We start from the raw sequence: 22,666 nt of genomic DNA, 5'->3' as shown, positions 1-22,666 counted from the left end.
CAGCAAATTGCCCAATCTCCAGCGGTGGCAAAAGCTTTTCACGGTTGACGGCAAAACCGACGATAAAGGCCGAAGTCTGCTACACCCAACTCCTTGAGCATATAAGTTTACGTGACCTGTTGCCCTTGTCATACGTGTGGAGCTGAGAGCTTGCGCCAACTCGCGAAATCGTCCCGACGGAACCCGCCAATCGAGCCCGCGTTGGGATGGACCTACCTGTCGCGCGACGCGCTGGCCCGTGCGAAGGCGCAGATGGACGAAGAGTCCATGGGCGTGCGTGATGAGATCGGCTTTCTGACGATCCACCAGCGTTACGCCGATCGCTTTTTTCCCGGCACATCAGTGCTGCACACTCGTGCCCGCTATGCAGTCATCGTGCCTTGGCTGTTCGAGGATCTGGCAGGTTTGACGGGACCGGTAGCTACGCGCGCTCTGCGCGAACGCGAAAGGCAGCTTGCTGGCCGGTTCAGAGACGCAGGCGAATCCCAGGTGATTGGAGGGCGCGTCTTCCCCAAAACATCGAGCCAGCCGCCGTCGACCGTGTATTGGAATGCGCTCGCGGTGTGGGGGATATTGCGTCCGCGCCTTGACGGGCGAGCGATTTCGCGAGCGCAAGCGCATCGGCAACTGAAGAGCGCGGGTGCGGCAACTGATGACGATGGACAGCAGCTTCTCAGTTTCGACCCGCCGTTTGTGCCTCTCCCCGCTCGACCGGATAGCTGGCACGCCGGACCGCTCACTCTCCGGCTGGCGATTGCGGAGGCGGCGTTTCTCCGCGAACGGCTTTCCCAATTGCGCAGTAACGGCGGCCATGAGCTTTCCCTGCTCGCACGGTTGGTCCGTACCGAGGCTGCAGCCCCGTCAGAAATGTGGGCCGACGAGACTCGCGCAATAGCGGGCCCCGACCAGGAGTCGCTTGTGCACGCCCAACAAGTAGCAAGTCTGGCCGCTGTGGGGCGTGCCGTTTACGACTCGCTCCTGGAACGTATCGTCGAGGTCGACGATAGGCGGGAAACATCAACGCGACATCGCGATCACCTTACCGATGTAGTCGAGGAACATGGGGCTGTCGCGGTCAAGCTTAATGTCGATGCGCTTGAGGCGGACGTCGGTGTACTGCCTCCCAAATTGCGTGCTGTCCTGATAGCCACGAAGAATTGGATCGCGTCGAAGTCGCTTGACGAGGTCACGCTTCGCGATGTCTATACTGCGGCTGAAGAGCGCAAGGGGCCGCGCGCTCGGCTCCCCTTGACGCCCAATGGACGCACCCGGCGTCTCGAATGGTCGACGGACGAGCACGGTCTCGCAGGGCCGCTCCACTATAGATGGGGGCAGGTCAGCACGCTCCTCAACGATTTGGCGGGCGCGGAATGAGCGGGGCGGTCAATAGCTGGCCGGCGCTCTCGTTCCTCGAGGGCCTACGCCCGGGTCCCGATGAAAGCGTCGAACTGGCTTTGCTGTCATCCTATTCGGCGGACCTGGGATCGATTGGCGCGACCTTGCTCGCTCTGGCGGGGAAAGACTCTGATGCGGGCCGCGGCAGCCCGTCTGATTTCGCCGATGCTATCGAGCGCCTACGCGGGAAGGTACGCATAATCATCCAGCGAGGCCGCCTTGCGAAAATGCGCAGGACGCCTCGGATCGCGGCGGTACTGGACCAGTTCGTTCGAGAAGTCGATTTTGATGAGGCGATCCACAGCTGGCATCCCAAGGCAGCGCTCGTTCGAACGCGCAGCGCGGACGGCGAGATCGGCTGGCGTCTTTGGATAGGGAGTCGAAATCTCACCGAATGCGTGAATCGTGACATCGGGCTTTTGCTCATTTCCGGGGAGAAAGGCGGCGTTCCAATTCCAGGTGCGGATGATCTGGCGCGAGCGTTGGCTGACCGGGCCGCGCTCAAGGCACAGCGCTCTGCTGCACTAGCAGCGACCATTGCGAAAGTGGCTTGGCGGACGCCAGCGGGCGTGCGTGTCGAACGGATTCGTTGGTCGGCAGGAACCGGAGACCAACAGATCCCCGTCCCACCAGCGGGAACGGACGAAGTCGCGGTGGTGAGCCCCTTCATCGACAACAAGTTTCTTGCCCTGCAGGTAGCGGGGGGAGAGAAGCCTGCGCAGCGAATTTTGCTGACCACGATGCGCGAAATCGAACGGATTGGTCCGCCATTGGCCGCGTTCCAGCTGCTCGCGTTGGATGCGCCTGATTATCCAGTAGGCGATCCTGGGCCGGATCCGCAGCATTTAGCGTCGGCGCCGGACAACGACTTGGCCGATGACGCGGAAGAAGAGGTTGGCCGTGGTCTTCATGCGAAGCTTCTGTACATGCGATCAGGGCAGACGCGGCGGCTCTGGCTCGGAAGCGCGAACGCGACCATGCGAGCTTGGACCGGGCGCAATGTCGAGGTAACGGCCGAATTGCTAGTCACCGAAGCGGTCGAGAAAGGACTGAGAGCGCTTCTCGGTTCTGCCCGGCTGGTCGATGCGCCCAGCAGCGAGCATTTGCCCGACGCGGCAGCGCAGGAAGAAGAGGCGCTTGAAAGGGCACGTGCCCAGGTTGCGGCGCGATGGGCGGCGAAGCTCACTGTCGACGATGGTCGCATGCGCCTAACCCATCGTTCCGATCTCCATCGAGGTGGGCCACATCCCGATGAGTCAGACATCGTGCTGGAAGTGGGCGCGCTTAACAGCGAGCTAGCAATCTGGCCGGCGCAGCAAGTCGTCATGGATCTAGGACCGGTGGCTCCTGCGGAGCGAAGCGAGTTCGTGCACCTACGCATCAGCCGTCGGGGCAAAAGTCTCGCATGGCTGCAGCGAGCCCCATCGGATCCGCCATTCGGAGAGGATCGCGACCGCGCCGCGTTCGTGCGCTTCCTTGGTGCCAGAGGATTCTTGATCTGGCTAGCTGGATTGCTGGCCGATGACGACCGCGAGGCCGAGGGTGACTGGATGAATGAAGAGCCGCGGGAACGGGCGGAATCGGGGATGAATTCGGTGCTTGATTCCTCGCTGCCGACGCTGGAAGAGATGTTGGCTGCATGGGCGCGCGGACCGGAGAAATTTCGCGAGATTGACCGCCGGGTCTCTCAATATTTGCCCGCCGTGCTTGAGCAGGCTAGGAAGGAAGAGCCGCAAACGGCGGATATGCTGAGGAGCTTCGATGATCTATGGCACAAGCTCCGTAGCGGACTTGGCGTCGCCGAACGTAAGGGCAAGCCCCGATGAGCGCGCCCAAACCGTTCCAGGAGGCTGCCGTCAACGCGGCGTGCGCCGCCTTTGCCAACCCGACTGGTCGTCGACGTTTTTTGGTAGCCGACGAAGTTGGACTGGGGAAGACGGTCGTGGCGAAGGAGCTGGCGCGGCGCATGTCTGATGATGGGCACCGGCCCTTGGTGATCTACTACGTCGCCAATGGTCACGCGGTTTCGCACCAGAACAAGGTCCGTGTTGTAGGTTTCCTTGATGGTTCACAACGCAAGGCAGCAATTGCCACACCAGATAGACTTTCACTGATTGCGGTCGCAAAGAGACCGGACAACCCGGTGCTCATCTACGCGTTGACTCCCGCGACCTCCTTTCCGGGCGCGCAGGCACGTCTGACAGGAGGGCGCAAGGAAGAGCGTGCGTTCCTGAAGGTCTTGCTCGAGCAAACCTATCACGCTTTCGCCCGCGATCTTGACCCCAACGTGTTGCGGCTTAGCGCGCGCGGGTCGTGGGATTGGGCTGTCGCGGACGCAGAAACGAAGCTCACGGCTTCACCACCGAGTCTGCGGCGACGGTTTCGTGAAGCGTTGGCCGCTGAGTTCGGCGAACCGGTGCGCGCGATGCTCGATCTGGCGGTGCTCGGTGACGCGGAGCGGAACGTCAAGCCTCTCAAGCCCACAATCTTTGTCGGGCGTCTCCGACGTGCCTTGGCACTGGCGACGCTGCGCCAAGAACCACCTGATCTCGTCATTCTCGACGAGTTTCAGCGTTACCGACAGCTTCTGGATGAGAGAGACGCTGATCCGCTTCTAAGGGCTCTTCTGGAACCTCAAGGCTCGGCCACACCGCCGGCGATTCTACTGCTCAGTGCAACACCCTATCCGCATCTAACAACACGATGGGAGGAGGCACGCGGCGCCCTCGCTCACACAGAGCTTCTGAAGTTGATCGAGTTTCTTGCCGGTTCCGATGTGCGTGATCGCGCGAAGACGCTCTTTTCAAATTTCGGCGATAAGCTGCGTGACATCGCCGCGCATACTGATGCGAACCATCCAGAGCTGAAGGATGAGGTGGCCGAAGCCGGGCGGCTCAGAGATGAGCTGCGCATCCTGTTGACGCCGGTGATGTCGCGAACTGAGCGAGACAGCGTAGCATCGGCGGACCCACTTGCCGGAACCAAATTTCTTTATGCGGATCCGTTGCCTGAGGACTTTCAGGTGTACCGGCATCTGGCAGACAGTTTCACTGAGCAGCTGCGCTATGAGGCGTTGCCGTATTGGTCGTCAGTTCCGTTGCCAGCACAATCTCTTGGCCCTCGTTATGCGGCCTGGAAACGCGCCAAGATCAAGGCTGCGCCGAAGCTCACACGGATGACACGAGAACGTCGCGACAAGCTCAATGCGCCAACGGATTGGCCAGATGCAAAGCTTCGGGCGCTAAGCAGCGTGGCTCCGCCGAAGCTGTTGTCGCTTCCGTGGGTTGCTCCATCGCTTCCCTGGTGGCCGTTAAGCGGAGGTTGGAAGAACGCAGCGACCGACCCCAAGTTGCTGATGTTCAGTCGTTTCCGCGCAACGCCGCCGAGCGTCGCCGCGCTTCTCAGTTTTGGCGTCGAGGCCCACTGTCTCCCCAGACAGCACGGCGGTTACGAAAAAGCCTATGCGCGCCGACGCTTCAAACTGGTGGCCATACCTGGACCTGTGATGGTGGCGTTCCATCCTTCGCCTTGGTTAATCCGTAACACAGACCCACTCGCAAAAGGCGGGGCGCCGCTCAGCGCCGTTCGCAAAGAGGTCCGGCGGCAGATCCTCGCCGCTCTACCTAAAGGCATCGTTGAACGGAATACCGTGAAGGCCCGGCGACGGCACAGATCAATTGCACGGATCTTAGCGTCAATTGAATGCATTGCTGGTGTCGCGGACAAGTCCGCAGAAGGCTGGAGCAGCGCGATCGGTGATGATCGTGCCGCGCAGTCCGCGGTCCGAAAATGGCGGCAGGCACAGCCGATAGACGGGCTCTCTCCTGTCGAGCTTTCGGACCTCGTGGACTATGCGATTGGGGCACCAGGCGTTGCACTCGGGCGGGCTCTGCTGCGGCATGACCCGACGATTCTTGACGCAGCGCGCTACCTTGAACTGGTTCAACTAAGTTGGCAGGGGTTGCGCGCGTATCTCGACAATCCGGTGTTTCTGTCGTCGTTACCTGGGAAGAATGCGGTTGAGCAACTCATGAGTGCCGTCGTCGATGGTGGCTTCGAAAGCGTTCTTGACGAGCATTTCTGGCTTCGCGCGCAGAATCTTCAAGGGGGCGTGGCGGAGCTCGCAAAGGATCTGCAATCGTCGCTCGGTCTACGCGCGGGCAGCTTCAGTTTTCATGGAATCGGCGGGGCGCCACACAAAATCCCTGTACGTTGCCATGCCGCTGTGCCGTTCGGCGACGCTCAGACCGAGCCGGTGGTCAAAATGGAAGGGGGTGTTGCCCATGTCACTCAGGCTCGTCCCGATGAAGTTCGCCAGAGCTTCAACACGCCCTTCTGGCCGCACGTCCTGGCGACGACGTCCGTTGGGCAAGAAGGCCTCGATTTCCACCCTTGGTGCTCGCACGTGGTTCATTGGGATCTTTCGTCCAATCCGCTTGATCTCGAGCAGCGCGAAGGTCGAGTCCAGCGTTATGCGGGGCTGGCCGTCAGGCGGCGGCTTTCGACGGTGTTGCGGCACGAGGTGTGGAACGATCCGGAAATAGCCAACGGCTCCCCTTGGCACTGCGTACAGAGGCATGCGGAACGTTCGGTTGATGCAAGCGGCCTGCGCCCTTGGTGGGTGCTGGACGGCGCCGAAATCCGCCGCCATGTTTTTGAGCGCCCTTTTGGGCGAGATATTGCGCGTTTCGCCCAACTTCGAGAGCAGCGCATGATTTATCGTCTGGCTCTCGGGCAGCCAAATCAGGAGGACTTCATCGAAGTGTTGTCCCGCGGCGGGGAGGCGACTTGCAAAATATTGCAACCCCTCGTACTTGATCTTTCCGCGATGGGGCTGCGGCAAATGACGAGCGTCGCCCACTCAACTCGGGCGAATTGTCATGGGTCTGTTGTGGCTGTTCCTTTAGAGTCGGAGGAAGATATGTTCGTCGCAGGGCCAGTGTCCGAGAGGCGGGATGCCGAGCCATCGTCCACTCGATCCGATCGACATAACCCAACTGACTAAGAACGTGATGAATGTCCCACATGGGTTCCTTCAGCGGTAGCGAGGCTGCGATAGGCGCATGTGCATGTAGGTATTAGATAGGCGAAGCGGGCGTATCGAGTTCTATTTGCCTAAGCCAATCGTACAGACGACTGGCCTTGCGTTTGCTCGACGGCATGATTGGGGGGCGCTCCTAAAGGCTGGCAAGTGCAGAACATCAGGATTACGCGGAACTGAGCGGGACTGGAGGCTGTTTTTTGCCGGGCGTGGCCGTCAGCATCGCACCCTAGGGGATGCATGTGCAATTCTGACCTGCGTTCTTTCAAAAACGGGCAGTGGCGCCGCCCGAATTTGGCAATGCCTCGTGAAGTTGTGGTGACATACCACGGTTCTGTTGCAATTGCTGTGGTCGGATTCTAAGGCCGGATTTGCAGCCGCACCGGTTTCGGGGCATGCATTGGGGCACGCTGAAAAGTCGTCATGCGAATATCAACACCATTATTTTGGTGTTTTCGCAACAGTTCAGGAGCCCTCCTCTCAACAAAAGCCGGCCTCCCGCCGGTTTTTGTTTTTCTACATCGACAAACGCACATCGTCATTGCCCCCGATGCACGAGTTGACCGCACGCCGTGCCTTCGAGAACAGCAGGCGCGACGCGCAGGCGAAAAAGCTCCGGTCAGAACTTATCCCACCCCTCTGCGATCAAGTCCGTCGCGCGTGCGACGGCGTGCATGACCTCGTTCATCGTCCTCCCCGCTTCGCCAGCGAGCGCCGAGCCGTCGCGGATCCGGTCGACCGACGTCGCGATCGGGTCCTTGATCTCCTTGACCGCGCTCGACGAGCGTTGCGCGAGGCTGCGCACCTCGCTCGCGACCACCGCGAAGCTGCGCCCCTGCTCGCGGGCGCGCGCCGTTTCGACGACCGCGGTCAGCGCGAGAATGTTGGTCTGAAACGCAGCGCCTCGATGATCGCTGTGATGTCCGCGATCTTCGTCGATCTGTCGATGATGTGCCGCGTCGTGTTGACGACCTAGGGCCGGCCACCGCGCTGCCCTTCTGTGCAACAGACAACGCAATGACCGAAAAATTAGAAGCTTGCACGGATTTGCGCGTATTTAAAATGCGTGATGAATGCATCGCCTTTCGTTTGAATTTCGGTCTCTTTTCCATATGGCAGCAATTCTCCATGCCAGCACAGCGGTGCTTTACCTGAGGACAATGTTTTATTCGTCCACCCGGAGCGGTCACGGTTGAGGTAGGCTTAGCCAAACCCATCATGTCCCCGTTCTGCGCCCTGATGGACTGTCTCCCCTCGGGGCACGCACCTCAATAGCTCGTCTCCACGTATGTCAACACCGGACCCCAACAACCGCGACCTCCGCGCCGCCTTAAGCGACCTAGACGGCGCACGCAACTGGATGGCGTCCATCTGCGGCCCCCACGGCCTCCAGGTCAGTCACCCGGAGCGCTTGCGCTTCCACCAGTCCGGCACCGTACTTCGTTCGATGGCGACGACGATAGGCTACGTCGAATACGGCACCGACGTGACAGTCGCGGTGAGCGAGAGCAGTCCGCTGAACTGCTACAGCGTGAGCCTGCCGATGGTCGGTCAACAGGAGCTCGCAGCACACGGCAAGAGGTGGTTGTCAGATCAGGATTGCGGTCTGATCGTCAGTCCGCAGGAATCGCAAGATCTCGCGATCACCGGTAATTGCCGCAAGCTGCACGTCGCGATTCCGCGCTCCGCGCTCCAACAGGTGCTGCAGACGATGCTGCAACGCCCCATCGAAGCGCCGCTCGTGTTCCAGCCTGACATGGACGCAGCCACCGGCGATCAAGCATCGTGGTGGCGCATGGTCAAGTTCCTGGCCGGCGAGATGGAGCGCTCGGGACCATCGCTGGGGCAGCTTTACATGTCCAGCGAGTTCGAACTGACGTTGCTGAAGGGGCTTCTGCTGTCACAGCCGCATAACTATTCGGAACAGCTGGCCAACGCGACCGCGCCGACGCCACCGCATTATCTGACCCGCGCGCGCCAGTTCATTCACGACAACGCGCGCGAGCCGATCACGCTCGAAGACATCGAGCGCGCGTCGGGTGTGTCGCGCTTCAAGCTGTTCGACGGCTTCCGTCAATATTTTGGCTGCGCGCCGATCGCGTATCTGAAACGCTACCGGCTCGAATCGGCGCGGCGCGATATTCTCGACGACCGCTCGGTGCGCAATATTTCGTCGGTGGCGCTGGGCTGGGGGATGTCGCATCTCGGCCGTTTCTCGACCGAGTACAAGGCGTTGTTCGGCGAGTCGCCGTCCGAGACGCTGAAGCGCGCGGCGCGGCGTTAGAACGTCCTATCGCGCGTTGCTTTCGCCGAACTTCTCGTAAAACAGCCGGTAATCCTGAATACCCTGTTCGGTGAGCCAGGTCTTGATCGCTTCGACCATCGGCGGCGGTCCGCACACGTACATGTCGAAGCCATTCGATTCGAGGAACGAGCGGTCGAAATGCTCGGGAATCAGCCCGGTCTTGCCCGACCATCCCGGCGCCGGATTCATCACGACGGTCTCGACCGCGAATCCTTCGATGCTCGCCTTGTAGCCGTTGATGCGCCCGGTCTCGCACAGATCGGCTGCATTCGTGACGCCGTAGTACAGATGCACCGGATGCGCGACATTGCGTTTCGCCGAAATGTCGTCGAGCATGCCGAGGAACGCGGAGAGTCCCGTGCCGCCCGCCACCATCACGAGCGGACGCTCGACCTGGCGCAGATAGAACGCGCCGAGCGGCGCCTCGAACTCGACCGTATCACCGGCTTTGCAACGTTCGCGCAGATAGTTGCTCATCATGCCGTCGGGCAGCAGACGGATCAGGAATTGCAACTCGTTGCGCGCGTTCGGATGATTCGCGAACGAGTACGAACGCCATTCTTCGGTGCCGGGCACCTTCACGCGCGCATACTGGCCCGGCAGAAAATCGAGCTGACGCTCATGCGCGCTCGCATCGACTCGCAAAATCGCGGTCGTCGCCGAGACCAGCTCGACGCCGACCACGCTCGCGCACACGGTGCTCGTGCCGGCGCCTTCGCACAGCGTCGAGTCGAAGTCGAAATAGAACGACGCATCCGACTTCACGCGCGTCTGGCACGAGAGGATCTTGCGCTGCGCGAGGTCCTCTTCGCTGAGCGTTTCCTCGTCGACGTAATCGAGCGTGTAGTCGCCCGATTCGCAGCGCCCCTGGCAGGTGCCGCACACGCCTTCGCGGCAGTCGAGCGGAATGTTCACGCCGTTCTTCAGCGCCGCGTCAAGCAGCAGCTCGTTCGGGCTCACATCGAAGAACGCGGTTTTGCCATCGGCAAAGCTCAACGCGACTTTATGTTTCATCGTCGTGCTCCCGGTTCACAGATGGTAGAAATCCAGCACCGCGTTGATGTGGTCGTTCAGCAGCAGCACGTGCTTGCGCTTGATCTTCCAGCTATCGCCCGACGCTTGCAGGTCGTACACCGCGCGGCCGTAGAAGTAGTCGGTCGAGCCGTGACGCGTGTACAGCGTCGACCAGTTCACGTTCGCTTCGACGCTCGAATCTTCGCGCTCGCTCAGTCGCACGTTGCTGATCTGATGCATCGTGCGCGGCAGCGGCGTCGACGCGGCCGACTTGCCGGTGCGCAGCCGGAACACGCGGTCTTCGAGACCGGCGCGATCCGAGTAGTAAATCAGCGACATGCCCTGCTTCGGATCGGTCGTGTACACGTGCTCGGAATCCCACTGCGGCACATGGAACACGCTCTGCGGATCGAACAGATCGAGGTATTCGTCCCATTGCTGCTTGTCGCACAGATCGGCCTTCAGATACAGAAACTGCTCGACGGAGTGTTGGAGTTGGCTCATGCCTGCTCTCCCTGCGATTCGATGGATTTGTCGAGACCCTTGAGGATCGTGTCGCGCCAGGTGCCGTGCTGGTTCACGTAAAGCCCTTCGTGGGTCAGCTCGGTGCCGGTCAGATTCGGCTCGATGCCGAGCAGCGTGGTGTTCGCGGTCGCGCCGCTGACCCACTTGTGATGCCCGCGCGAGATGTCGCTCCAGCGTTCGAGGCGCGCCTGGAAGCCGCGCTGCTGCTCGCGGAACTCGACGAGGTCGTCGGGCGTGCCCATGCCGGACACGTTGAAGAAGTCTTCGAACTGACGGATGCGGTTCTCGCGATCCTTCGCCGACTCGCCCTTCACGCCGATGCACTGGCTGAGGACCTCGGTCTTGTTCCACGCGACCGGCCGCACGATGCGCAGCTGCGAACTGATCTGGTCCATGAAGAACAGGCTCGGGTAGACATTCAGATTGCGCAGCCGGTGCATCATCCATTCGGCCTTGTCCTGGCCATAGGCTTCGACGAGCCGCGGCATCACGCTCTCGTAGCCGGGACGCACTTGCGGATTCGGCATGTCGCTGAAGAGGACGCTGTGGCCATTCCTGAACGCGAACCAGCCGTCGTCGGTTTCGCTGTCGCCGGCGCCGAGCTTGCTGTAGTCGAGCGTGCCGCCGGGGTTATCCCCTTTCTTCGCATTCGCCTCGATGCGGTGCTGCACGGTCGCCACGTAGTTGTAGTGCACGGTGCTCACGTGATAGCCGTCGAGACCGTTCTCGTTCTGCAGCTTCCAGTTGCCGTCGAACGTGTAGGTCGACTTGCCGGGCAGCACTTCGAGCTCGCCGGTCGGCGACTGCGCGACCATCATGTCGAAGAAGATGCGCGCGTCGCCGAGATAGTCTTCGAGCGTGTCGATGCCGTCGACGTCGAGGCTCACGAACACGAAGCCCTTGTAGCTCGCGATGCGCGCTTTCTTCAGCCCGCGCACCGACTTGTCGAAGTCGTCGCAATATTCGCCCGGCGCCTTCACCTTCACGAGCCGGCCGTCGTTCTTGTAGCACCAGGCATGGAACGGGCACGTGAAGGTCGACTGGTTGCCCTTGGTCATACGCGTGAGCGTCGCGCCGCGGTGCTGGCACGCGTTGATCATCGCGTTCAGGTTGCCGGCGCCGTCGCGCGAGATGATCAGCGGCTGGCGGCCCGCGCGCATCGTCAGGAAATCGTTCTTGTTGGGGATCTCGCTTTCGTGGCACGCATAGATCCAGGCCTTCTCGAAGATGTGCTCCATCTCGAGCGAGAACAGCTCGGGCTCCGTGAACATTTCGCGGGCAATCCGGTACACGCCTTCCGCGGGGCGGAAGTCCAGACAGCCGCTGACGAATTCGCGCCATTCCGAGGCGCTGCGCTTCTCGCTCATGATGTGTCGCTCTCCTTGTGTTCAATCGTTTGAACGTGACAGGCTCGATTGAATACTCAAGTGGCGAGGCCAACTATCCAGCCAATTCGCATTTGCTATCCGAATAATTGGACGGCGCCTGGATAATCTGGCGATCGGGCGCAAACCCCCCGCCGGACGGAACTTCTGGCGTGCCGTTCTGGCGCATGCGGGCAAAAACCCGGCTACACAAACGTTTGCCTGTACGCCATGTCTGCTACGCTAACGTTTTTCGTAGGTCGCGTTTTTGACGGTGATTGCCGAGACGCGGCCGCTTCTTCACGCGCGACGTTCAGCGCATGTCAGAACCAAAAACGCATGGTGACGCGCCGACCGAACAACGTGATTGCGATCAGTGTCTTGCTGGCTGGCGCGATCCTCGCGATCGCCGTGTCGCTGCTCGCACAGATGCGCGAAGATGCGTTGCGGCGCGCGCAGGACTCCGTCGCCAACATATCCCTGCTGGTCCAGCGCGACGTGTCGCGCAATCTCGAGATCTACGACCTGTCGCTGCGCGCGGCGATCGACGGACTGAAGCAGCCGGGCGTGCTCGATCTGCCGCCGGAGATCCGCCAGATGGTGCTGTTCGACGGCTCGATCAGCGCAAAGTACATGGGCTCGGTATTCGTGCTCGACGAGAACGGCAACGTGCGCTTCGATTCGCGCGCGTGGCCGCCGCGCGCAAGTAACCATGCGGACCGCGACTACTTCAAGGCGCAGCGCGCTTCACCCGATGTCGGCCTGTACATCAGCCATCCGTTCAGCCCGAGCGGCACCGACGACGACCTGCGCATCGCGCTGAGCCGGCGCATCGCGAGGCCGGACGGCAGCTTCGGCGGCGTGGTGGTCGGCACGCTGCGCCTCACGTATTTCCATCGCCTGTTCGACGGCATGAAGCTCGGGCCGAGCGGCTCGATGGCATTGATGCTCAGCGACGGCACGATGTTGATGCGCCGTCCTTACGATTCGAAAACGATCGGCATCAACCTGACCGGCACGGCCAACTTCTCGCGCTTCATCAAGGGGCCGAGCGACGACTTCTTCGGCACGGCGGCGATCGATCGCGTCGAGCGCTGGTATGCGTTCCGCCATATCGACGGCTTTCCGCTGATCCTCGACGTCGCGCTCTCGACGCGCGACATCTACGTCGAGTGGCGGCGGCGCGCGTGGATCATCGGCATGCTGATCGGCGCGCTCGACGTGACGATCATCGCGCTCGCGATCCTGTTCTCACGCCAGTTGCGTCTGCGCCGCGCGGCCGAGGAAGAGTTGCGCGAACTGGCGCGCACGGACGGGCTGACCGGCCTGAACAACCGCCGCACCTTCGAGCAGCACGCGAACGACGAATGGCGACGCGCGCAGCGCACCGGCCGGCCGCTGTCGCTGCTGCTGATCGATGTCGACAACTTCAAGGGCTTCAACGACCTTTACGGCCATTCGGCCGGCGACGAAGCGCTGATCGGCGTCGCGCGCTGTATCGCGAAGAACGCGCGACGTCCGGGCGATACGGCCGCGCGCTTCGGCGGCGAGGAGTTCGCGGTGCTGCTGCCGGACACCGACGCGACGGGCGCGCAGCGGATCGCCGAGCAGATCCGCGCGGCGGTGCAGGCGCTGCAATGCCGCCATGTGGCCAGCACGCATCACGTGCTGACGGTGAGCGCAGGCGTTGCGACCGCGCAGGGCGCGGCGCTCGCGACGAGCCGCGCGCTCGTCGACGCCGCCGACGAAGCGCTGTATCGCGCGAAGGATGCCGGCCGCAATCGGGTGATGCTGTACGGCGCGCCGACGGACCACTCCTCGCGGGACGGCGCCGCGGTGACGCCGGACCCCGACCCGCGCCGCGCGAATTGACGCGCTTCCGGGGCTCGTTTCCCGAGCCACTTGTCGGCCCGCTTGCCAGCCCTTATTGCTCTCCGTAAACTCGCGCGTAACTTTTGCCGGACCCACGCCAAAGCGTGTGATCGGCACACACCACGCCGACCCTGAGGAGAATCCCCGCGATGGCCGCATCCTATTTCCCCCGCTGGCGCCGCCAGCCTGCCGCCGCCGAAGGCGGCATCGTCGGCATCGACGAACGGCTCGGGTGGCCGCAGATGTTCGCGATGGGCGTCCAGCACGTCGTCGCGATGTTCGGCTCGACCGTGCTCGCGCCGCTGCTGATGGGCTTCGATCCGAACCTGGCCATCTTCATGTCGGGGATCGGCACGCTGCTGTTCTTCGTGCTCGTCGGCGGGCGCGTGCCGAGCTATCTCGGTTCGAGCTTTGCGTTCATCGGCCTCGTGATCGCGGTGACCGGCTACGGCGGACACGGCGCGAACCCGAATATTGCGGTCGCGTTGGGCGGCATCATCGCGTGTGGCGTCGCGTACGGGGTGATCGGCCTGATCGTGACGGCGGTCGGCACGGGCTGGATCGAAACGCTGATGCCGCCGGTCGTGACCGGCGCGATCGTCTGCGTGATCGGTCTGAACCTCGCGCCGATCGCCGTGCATGGCGTGAGCGGCAGCAATTTCGAGTCGTGGATGGCGCTCGTCACGGTGCTGTGCGTCGGCGCGGTCGCGGTGTTCACGCGCGGCATGCTCCAGCGTCTGCTGATCCTGGTCGGCCTGCTGCTCGCCTACGTCATTTACGCGATCGTCACGAACGGCCTCGGCATGGGCAAGCCGATCGATTTCTCGATCGTCGCGAACGCCGCGTGGTTCGGCATGCCGCACTTCATGTCGCCGGTGTTCGACCCGCACGCGATGACGCTGCTCGCGCCGATCGCGGTGATCCTCGTCGCCGAAAACCTCGGCCACATCAAGGCCGTCAGCGCGATGACGGGCCAGAACCTCGACCGCTATATCGGCCGCGCGTTTCTCGGCGATGCGCTCGCGACGATCGTGTCCGGCTTCGCGGGCGGTACCGGCGTGACCACGTACGCGGAGAACATCGGCGTGATGGCGGTCACGAAGATCTATTCGACGCTGGTGTTCGTGATCGCCGCGTTGATCGCCCTCGTGCTCGGCTTCTCGCCGAAGTTCGGCGCGGTGATCCAGACGATTCCGGGACCGGTGCTGGGCGGTGTGTCGATCGTCGTATTCGGGCTGATCGCGGTGACGGGCGCGCGCATCTGGGTCGTCAACAAGGTCGACTTCTCCGACAACCGCAATCTGATCGTCGCGGCCGTCACGCTCGTGCTCGGCGCCGGCGACTTCTCGCTGAAGCTCGGCAGCTTCGGGCTCGGCGGCATCGGCACCGCGACGTTCGGCGCGATCATCCTGTACGCGCTGCTGAGAAGAAAGCCGACGCAAGGGCCGGTGGCCTGAGCGTCTTTTATCGGCACTGGCATTGCAAGCGCCGGTGCCGATGCCGATGCCGATGCGGCAGCCAACTCCTACCTTTTGCGCGCGGTCAGCGCCGTCTCCGACAGATCCACCTCGCGCATCAGCTTGTACAGCGTCTCGTCGTTGATGCGCTGGGTGTCGCGCAGATCGAGCAGCGTCTTGCGCTCGGCGCGCATCGCCGCGAGCTTCATGCGGAATTCGAGGGCATCGGCACGCCGCGCGAGTTCGCGTGGCGCCTGTTCGTCGTCGAGCGTCGCGAGGCGGCGGCGGTACAGGTCCATCACCCGTGCGGTTACATCGGTCGCATACGCCTGAGCCGATTCCTCGAGGTCCGCGCATTCCGTGTCGTGCAGATGATCGACCGCGCGAATCGCCGACTGCGCGGCGAGCGTACGCGCGAGTGCTTCCTCGGCGGCATGCGGGTCCTTGCCGCGCCGCCAGCCGCGCAGCAGCAGCGGCAACGCGGCCACCGCCACCACCAGCGACAGCAGGATCACGCCCGACGCGATGAAGATCGCGAGATCGCGTCCCGGCAGCGGCGTGCCGTTCGGCAGCACCTCCGGCAGCGACAGCACGCCCGCGAGCGTCACCGCGCCGCGCACGCCGGCCACCGTCGTCACCGACACCATGCGCAACCCGGGCACTGCGTTCGCGACGCCGTGCTTCGTCGCGCCGCGGCTCGCGAACCAGCGCAGCAGCCACACCCACGCGAAGCGCATCGCGTACAGCGCGAGCGCCACCGCAACGATATAGCCGATCAGCAGCGCGACCTGCGCGTCGTTGGTTTCGTGCGCGACGAGCAGCGCGCGGCCGAGGATGTGCGGAAACTGCAGGCCGAGCATGATGAACACCATGCCGTTGAACACGAACTCGATCATCGTCCACGTGCTCGAGGCCCGCACGCGCGAGGCGACCTGCCATTTTTCCGTGATGCTCGCGTAGTTCATCATCATGCCGGCGGAGACCGCGGCGAGAACGCCCGACAACTCGAAGCGCTCGGCGGTCAGATAGGCGGCGAACGGGATCAGCAGGGTCATCACGACGCCCGGCGCGGGATCGCCTTCTTCGGTGAGATTCAGGAAGCGCGCGGACACGAAGCTGAACACCGCGCTCACCGCCGCGCCGACCGCGAGGCCGCCCACCGCGATGATCACGAAGCTCACCGACGCTTCACGCAGCGAGAACGCGCCGGTCAGCGCGGCGGCGATCGCGAACTTCAGCGCGACGAGGCCTGACGCGTCGTTCATCAGCGCCTCGCCTTCAAGGATATGCATCAGTTGCACCGGAATCTTGCCCTTGCCGGCGATACCGGACAGCGCGACCGCGTCGGTCGGCGACAACACGGCGGCGAGCGCGAATGCGACCGGCAGCGAGATCTGCGGCACCAGCACGTGCACGAAGTGACCGACCACCAGCACCGTCATGAACACGAGGCCTAGCGCGAGCATCAGGATCGCGCGGCGCGCCATGAAGAACTCGCGCTTCGGGATGCGCCAGCCGTCCGCGAACAGCAGCGGCGGAATGAACAGCAGCATGAAGATTTCCGGATCGAACGCGACGTGCAATTCGAGGCGCGGCCACGCGAGCATCGCGCCGATCGCGATCTGCACGAGCGGCAGCGGCAGCTTGAACGGCAGCGCGCGGGTCAGCATGCCGGACGCGGCGACGGCGAGTAGCAGGATCAGGACGGTAAAGACAATTTCCATCGTGTGTTTCGGGGGATGAAGGGGGTGTCCCGAGAGAGGGCGCGATGCGCAGGGTCGAGTGTAGCCCGGCGGCGCGCGCAGTTGCCGCGAGCTTCGCCGCGACGCGGCCTGCGAATCGGTGCACCGAAACGGTGCGTGCGACGCCCGCGGGCGGCGCACGAGCGCTGTCGCCGGTGCAATGTTTCGGCCGAGTTACAGCGCAGTGTGCGCCAGCGTGCGCATGGACCTTGCTTAACCGGTAACGATGACGCACATTTTGAGAGCTCGTTGCCGGTCGCGTTCGGACCGGCCGGCTCTCGCGTGAGAGGATTGCATGACGATTGCGCAACAGGAAAGGGCGGCGAGCATGCCGCACGGCTTCGAGGTCGAGGTGAGCTCGGGCCTTCAACGCTATTCGGTCCAGCACGGCGAACTGACGCTTACCAGCGTGTTCCAGCCGATTTTCAGTCTGTCGCACCTGCGCGCGGTCGGCTATGAGGGCTTGCTGCGCGCGCACGACGCGCTCGATCGCCCGGTGTCGCCGCTCGATGTGTTCGGCGAGGCCGCGCGCCTCGGCGACGCGCTGCAGATCGACCGGCTGGCGCAGACGCTGCATCTGGAGAACTTCAAGGTGCTCGGCGCCGAGCGCGAATGGTTGTTTCTGAACGTGCACCCGGGCGTGCTGACCGACCCGTATCTCGCGGCCGCTTTGCTCGCCAATCTGCGGCGGCTCGATCTGTCGCCGCGGCGCGTCGTGCTCGAAGTGCTCGAGCAGAGCGCCGAAGATCTCGATCGACTCGCCGACGCGGTGCGCGAGTTTCGCGAGCGCGGCTTCCTGATCGCGCTCGATGATTTCGGCGCCGGCCATTCGAACATCGAGCGGATCTGGCAACTGAATCCCGACATCGTGAAGCTCGACCGCGTCATGCTGTCGCATGCCGCGCATCGCGCCGACATGGCGACGATCCTGCCGGGGCTCGTGGCGATGCTGCATGAAGCGGGCAAGCTCGTGCTGATCGAGGGCATCGAAACCGAGCACGAAGCGCAGATGGCGCTCGCCTGCAATGCCGACTTCGTGCAGGGCTTTTTCTTTGGCCGGCCGAATCCGGGTGTAGCCGATCCGATCCACGCGGCGGTTTGCATCGGCGAAGTCACCGAGCGTTATCGTGAGCAGGCCGAGGCACGCGAGCGGCGCAGCGCGAGTCGGCTCGCGCCGTATCTGCGCGCGTTCGAGCGCGCCGCGGAGCGTCTCGCCGCCGGTGAGCCGCTCGACGAGGTGTGCTGGAATTTCCTCGCGCTCGATCACGTGGCGCGCTGTTTTCTGCTCGACGCGAAGGGGCGCCAAGCCGGCCGCAACGTCGTGCTGCGCGCCGATCGCGCGGCGCACGAAACGCGCTTTCTGCCGCTCGCTGACGCGCAGGGCGCGAACTGGTTGCGTCGGCCGTACTTCAGCGTCGCGATCAACGCGCCGGAGCGGGTGCACGTGACGCGGCCGTATCTGTCGATCAACGAGGCGTTGCCGTGCGTGACGCTGTCGGTGGCAACGCGCGTCGGCAGCGAGACCTGCGTGCTGTGCGGCGATATCGACTGGGTCGAAGACGAACGCGACGCGCGCATCTGACATGATGTCGTTTCCAACGACACCAGGTTGCGCTCATGTCCGTGCTGCTCGAAGTGATTGCCACGACCGTCGCCGATGCGCGCGCTGCCGCGCAGGCCGGTGCCGACCGTCTCGAACTCGTGACCGCGATGGGCGAGGGCGGACTGACGCCGAGTGTGGGGTTGATCGAGGCGGTGGTTTCAGCGGTCGGCGTCCGGGCAGCCGGCGTACCCGTGAACGTGATCGTGCGGCCGCATAGCCGCGCATTCGTCTACGACGCCGACGACTACGCGGTGATGCTGCGCGACATCCGGGCCGTCAAGGCGGCCGGCGCGAACGGCATCGTGATCGGCATGCTCGATGCCGAGCGGGCGATCGACCGCGAAGGTCTCGCGCGCGCGTGCGAAGCTGCCGATGGACTCGCGATCACGTTCCATCGCGCGTTCGACGAGGCGCGCGATCTGCGCGAAGCGCTCGACGTATTGCTCGGTTTCGAGGCGGTGACGAATGTGCTGACGTCGGGCGGACAGCCGTCGGTGCTGCGGGCGCAAGCGACGATCGGCGAATTGCTGCGGCAGGCTGCCGGCTCGCATTGCACGGTGCTCGCCGGTGCTGGCCTGACGGTCGATGCGGTCGCGGAGTTCGTAAGCAAAACGCACGTCGAGGCCGTGCATTTCGGCTCCGGCGTGCGCGTGAACGGCAACGGACTCGCGCCAGTCGATCCGGCGAAGGTGATGCAGGTGAGGGCGCTGCTCGACGCAATGCAACGGTGAGCAGCGCAACGAACCACTTACTTCGCGACCACCACCGGAATGCCGCGCAACTGCCCGGCGCCCTTCATCTCCTCGAGCGACTTCTTCACCGCGACACCCGTCGCCGCATCGATGCCGAGGCGCGCGGCGAGGTCATGCTCGCCACGCTTGACCCCCGCCAGATTCGCCAGCTTCACGTGCCCATACCCGCGCACGCGCGCATGCAGTTCAGCGAGTTTCGCGACGTCGTCGACATGGCTCGCGTCGAGTTTCGCTAGCGCACGGTGCAGCGTGGCTTCGTAATCGCCCGCGAGCTCGCGCTCCATCTTGCGCTCGAGCGTGCGGCCGAACGGATCGAGCGCAGAGCCACGCAGACCGCGCCATTTCGCGAGCAGGCCGAGCACGGGCCACATCCACTGACCATAGGTTTTCTTCGTCGGCACGGCGCCGGGCTGCGCACGCGTGAGCGTCGGCGGCGCGAGGTTGAAGCGGATCGTGAAGTCCTTGCCGGCGACGCCCTCGAACTGCGCTTCGAGCGCATCGCGGAACGCGGCATCCGTATGCAGACGCGCAACTTCGTATTCATCCTTCACCGCCAGCAGCCGGTAGAACGTGCTCGCGACCGCGCGCGTCACGCGCTCGCTCGCCGCATCGACGGCGGTTTCCGCGCGCCGTGCCGCATCCACGAGCGAGCGATACCGCTTCACATAAGCCGCGCCGCCATACGCGAGCAGCCGTGCTTCGCGATGGGCGATCAGCTCGTCGAGCGTATCGACCCGCACGCTCGGCTTCGGTGCATGACGCGACTGCCACAGCGATTCGAGCGCGGCGGGATCAGCCGCGGCCATGCGCCCGATCGAGAACGCGAGCTGGTTCATCTGCACGGCGACGTTGTTCAGTTCGATCGCGCGCATCATCGCGGCGAACGACACCGGCACGAGACCGAGCTGCCACGCGAAACCGAGCATCAGAATGTTCGCGCCGATCGTATCGCCGAGAAAACGCGTTGCGAGCGCTTGCGCGTCGCACGTCGACATACGCTCTTCCCCGGCCGCGTGACGCATCTTGTCGATCAGGGCGTCGGCATGCAGCGTCGCATCCGGGTTCTGCACGAAGCTCGCGTTCGGAATCGCATGCGTGTTGACGACGATGCGCGTGCGGCCATGTCGCACCGTCTGCAGTGCCTCGGCACTCGCGCCGACCACCATGTCACAGGCGAGCAGCACGTCGGCCTGCTGCGTGTCGATGCGGACCTGGTTCAGCCATTCGTCGCGGGCGGCAAAGCGCACGAACGACAGCACCGCGCCGCCCTTCTGCGCGAAGCCCATGAAGTCGAGCACCGACGCGCTCTTGCCTTCGAGGTGCGCGGCCATGCTGATCAAGGCGCCGACCGTCACGACGCCGGTACCGCCGACACCCGTGATGAGGATGTCGTACGGCGCGGCATCGAGTTGCGTCGCGGGAATCGGCAACGCGTCGACGTGCGTGGCGAGCGCCTGCGGATCGAACGCGTCGCCCGCGGCTTTTTTCAGCGTACCGCCTTCGACGGTGACGAAGCTCGGGCAAAAGCCGTTCACGCACGAGTAGTCCTTGTTGCACGACGACTGATCGATGCGGCGCTTGCGACCGAGCGCGGTTTCCACCGGTTCCACCGACAAACAGTTCGACTGCACGCCGCAGTCGCCGCAGCCTTCGCAGACTTCCTCGTTGATGAAGAGCCGTTTGTTCGGGTCGGGGAATTCGCCCTTCTTGCGGCGCCGGCGTTTTTCGGCCGCGCAGGTCTGGTCGTAGATCAGCACGGTCACGCCGTCGGTGTCGCGCAACTGGCGCTGCACCGCGTCCATCTCGCTGCGATGGTGAAACGTCGTGCCCTGCGGAAACTGGCCGTGATGGCCGTCGTATTTCTCCGGCTCGTCGCTGACCACGACGAAGCGCGACACGCCCTCGGCTTCGACCTGACGTGCGATCTGCGGCACCGAGATGCTGCCGTCGACTGGCTGGCCGCCCGTCATCGCGACCGCGTCGTTATAGAGGATCTTGTAGGTGATCGTCGCGTTCGCGGCGACCGCCTGGCGGATCGCGAGAATGCCCGAATGAAAGTAGGTGCCGTCGCCGAGATTCTGGAATACGTGGCGGGTTTTCGTGAACATCGAATGCGCGGCCCAGTCGACGCCTTCGCCGCCCATCTGAATCAGCCCGGTCGTGTCGCGCTCCATCCACGACGCCATGAAATGACAGCCGATGCCCGCCTGCGCGATCGAGCCGTCCGGCACTTTGGTCGACGTGTTGTGCGGGCAGCCGGAGCAGAAGTACGGCGTGCGCTTCACGCTGTCCGCCGCGTTCGACAGGATCTGCGGCGCGACCAGATCGACGACGCGTTCACGGCGATCGAGCGCCGGCTTGTGCTTCGCGAGCCAGTTCGCGAACACCGGGAGAATGCGCGACGGCCGCAATTCGCCGAGCGACGACAGCAGCAACGTGCCATCTTCGGCGTGCTTGCCGATCACGACCGGCCGTGTGCCTTGTGTGCGGTTGTACAGATAGTCCTTGATCTGTTGCTCGATGACCGGGCCTTTCTCTTCGATCACGAGCAATTCGGACAGACCCGACACGAACGCGTCGATGCGCGTCATCTCCAGCGGAAACGACAGCCCGACCTTGTAGATGCGCACGCCGGCCACGTCGAGATCGGCGACCGTCAGATCGAGCCGGCGCAGCGCTTCCATCAGATCGAGATGCGCCTTGCCGCAGGTGACGATGCCGACATTGGCGTGCGGGCTCGGCGCGATCCATTTGTCGATGCTGTTCATGCGCGCAAACTGGCGCACCGCGTCGAGCTTCGCGTGCAGACGCGCTTCGATCGTCAGACTCGGCAGATCGGGCCAGCGGTTGTGCAGACCGCCGGCTGGTGCTTCGAATTCCGGTGGCGGTGTCCATTCGGTTTGCAGCGCGTCGAGATCGACGGTCGAGCCCGATTCGACGGTCTCCGAAATGGCCTTGTAGCCGATCCACGCGCCGGAGAAGCGCGATAACGCCCAGCCATACAGGCCGAATTCGAGCATGTCTGCGATGTTCGACGGATTCACGACCGGCATGTGCCAGCCGATCAACGCGAAGTCGCTCTGATGCGGCATCGACGACGACACGCAGCCGTGATCGTCGCCCGCGACCACCAGCACGCCGCCGTGCGGCGACGAGCCGTAGGCGTTGCCGTGCTTCAAGGCATCGCCCGCGCGGTCGACGCCCGGGCCTTTGCCGTACCACATCGCGAATACGCCCTCGACGGTGCGCTCGGGATCGGCTTCGACGCGCTGCGTGCCGAGCACGGCGGTGCCGCCGAGTTCTTCGTTGATCGCGGGCAGAAAGCGGATGTCGCTGGCGGCGAGCAGTTTTTTCGCCTTCCACAACTGCTGATCGACCATGCCGAGCGGCGAGCCGCGATAGCCGCTGATGAAACCGGCCGTGTTCAGGTTGCGGGTCTTGTCGAGCGCGCGCTGCATCAGCGCGAGGCGCACGAGCGCCTGCGTGCCGGTCAGAAAGATCCGGCCGCGCGTCGCGGTGAGATTGTCGGAAAGCTTGTAGTCGGCGAGTGCGGGCGTGCCGTCGATGGGCAGGCGAGCGGTCATGGGGGAGTCTCC

Annotated in this window: 13 protein-coding genes and 1 pseudogene; 8 read left to right on the top strand and 6 right to left on the bottom strand. The window is 63.7% G+C overall.

The features are described 5' to 3' along the window. Nucleotides 1-150 precede the first annotated feature (150 nt). From OKW30_RS17145 to OKW30_RS17135, 3 genes are read left to right on the top strand one after another with little or no spacing between them, the layout of a single operon-like run. The gene (locus OKW30_RS17145) at nucleotides 151-1,374 is read left to right on the top strand and encodes a DUF6361 family protein (protein WP_429347174.1); all 1,224 of its coding nucleotides are present in this window, start codon (nucleotides 151-153) and stop codon (nucleotides 1,372-1,374) included. Then, nucleotides 1,371-3,221: a hypothetical protein gene (locus OKW30_RS17140; protein WP_429347173.1), complete on the top strand. Its 1,851-nt coding sequence runs from the start codon at nucleotides 1,371-1,373 to the stop codon at nucleotides 3,219-3,221. The genes OKW30_RS17145 and OKW30_RS17140 overlap by 4 nt, the downstream gene beginning before the upstream one ends. After that, nucleotides 3,218-6,400, top strand: coding sequence for a DEAD/DEAH box helicase (locus OKW30_RS17135; protein ID WP_429347172.1), 3,183 nt, complete (start codon nucleotides 3,218-3,220; stop codon nucleotides 6,398-6,400). Before OKW30_RS17140 ends, OKW30_RS17135 begins: the two co-directional genes overlap by 4 nt. 673 nt (nucleotides 6,401-7,073) lie before the next feature. Here the strand turns inward: OKW30_RS17135 and OKW30_RS17130 are convergent. Continuing rightward, nucleotides 7,074-7,494: pseudogene (locus OKW30_RS17130) on the bottom strand (methyl-accepting chemotaxis protein); the annotation flags it as partial. Nucleotides 7,495-7,796: 302 nt separating this feature from the next. Between OKW30_RS17130 and OKW30_RS17125 the strand changes: the two are divergent. Beyond that, entirely contained in the window at nucleotides 7,797-8,720 is a 924-nt protein-coding gene (locus OKW30_RS17125) for an AraC family transcriptional regulator (RefSeq protein WP_260336491.1), read from the top strand. Between the two features lie 6 nt (nucleotides 8,721-8,726). Here the strand turns inward: OKW30_RS17125 and antC are convergent, their stop codons facing one another. From antC to antA, 3 genes are read right to left on the bottom strand one after another with little or no spacing between them, the layout of a single operon-like run. Then, the gene (gene antC / locus OKW30_RS17120) at nucleotides 8,727-9,755 is read right to left on the bottom strand and encodes an anthranilate 1,2-dioxygenase electron transfer component AntC (protein WP_429347171.1); all 1,029 of its coding nucleotides are present in this window, start codon (nucleotides 9,753-9,755) and stop codon (nucleotides 8,727-8,729) included. A gap of 15 nt (nucleotides 9,756-9,770) precedes the next feature. Then, the gene (gene antB / locus OKW30_RS17115; protein WP_184026235.1) at nucleotides 9,771-10,259 is read right to left on the bottom strand and encodes an anthranilate 1,2-dioxygenase small subunit; all 489 of its coding nucleotides are present in this window, start codon (nucleotides 10,257-10,259) and stop codon (nucleotides 9,771-9,773) included. Beyond that, the gene (gene antA / locus OKW30_RS17110) at nucleotides 10,256-11,647 is read right to left on the bottom strand and encodes an anthranilate 1,2-dioxygenase large subunit (protein ID WP_429347170.1); all 1,392 of its coding nucleotides are present in this window, start codon (nucleotides 11,645-11,647) and stop codon (nucleotides 10,256-10,258) included. The genes antB and antA overlap by 4 nt, the downstream gene beginning before the upstream one ends. A 336-nt stretch (nucleotides 11,648-11,983) precedes the next feature. On the opposite strand from antA, the gene OKW30_RS17105 reads away from it, so the two are divergent. Beyond that, nucleotides 11,984-13,516 (top strand): sensor domain-containing diguanylate cyclase, encoded by a 1,533-nt coding sequence (locus OKW30_RS17105; RefSeq protein ID WP_429347169.1) that lies wholly within the window; start codon nucleotides 11,984-11,986, stop codon nucleotides 13,514-13,516. Between the two features lie 149 nt (nucleotides 13,517-13,665). Further along, nucleotides 13,666-14,973 carry a solute carrier family 23 protein gene (locus OKW30_RS17100; RefSeq protein WP_429347168.1) on the top strand — a complete coding sequence of 436 codons (1,308 nt, stop codon included), beginning with the start codon at nucleotides 13,666-13,668 and terminating at the stop codon, nucleotides 14,971-14,973. Nucleotides 14,974-15,041: 68 nt separating this feature from the next. Here OKW30_RS17100 and OKW30_RS17095 read toward each other — a convergent pair whose 3' ends face one another. Further along, the gene (locus tag OKW30_RS17095) at nucleotides 15,042-16,697 is read right to left on the bottom strand and encodes a Na+/H+ antiporter (protein ID WP_429347167.1); all 1,656 of its coding nucleotides are present in this window, start codon (nucleotides 16,695-16,697) and stop codon (nucleotides 15,042-15,044) included. A 313-nt stretch (nucleotides 16,698-17,010) separates the two neighbouring features. Between OKW30_RS17095 and OKW30_RS17090 the strand changes: the two genes are divergently transcribed. Both OKW30_RS17090 and OKW30_RS17085 read left to right on the top strand, forming a co-directional pair. Beyond that, entirely contained in the window at nucleotides 17,011-18,297 is a 1,287-nt protein-coding gene (locus tag OKW30_RS17090) for a sensor domain-containing phosphodiesterase (protein ID WP_429347166.1), read from the top strand. A 35-nt stretch (nucleotides 18,298-18,332) separates the two neighbouring features. Beyond that, nucleotides 18,333-19,049, top strand: coding sequence for a copper homeostasis protein CutC (locus tag OKW30_RS17085; RefSeq protein WP_184026264.1), 717 nt, complete (start codon nucleotides 18,333-18,335; stop codon nucleotides 19,047-19,049). Between the two features lie 17 nt (nucleotides 19,050-19,066). Here OKW30_RS17085 and OKW30_RS17080 read toward each other — a convergent pair whose 3' ends face one another. Continuing rightward, a complete protein-coding gene (locus OKW30_RS17080; protein WP_429347165.1) occupies nucleotides 19,067-22,654 on the bottom strand; it encodes an indolepyruvate ferredoxin oxidoreductase family protein in 3,588 nt (1,195 codons plus the stop codon). Nucleotides 22,655-22,666 lie beyond the last annotated feature (12 nt).

The sequence above is a fragment of the Paraburkholderia sp. Clong3 genome (genome assembly GCF_050436485.1).
Taxonomy (GTDB): Bacteria; Pseudomonadota; Gammaproteobacteria; order Burkholderiales; family Burkholderiaceae; genus Paraburkholderia; species Paraburkholderia tuberum.
This window is presented reverse-complemented; position numbering and strand designations above follow the sequence as displayed.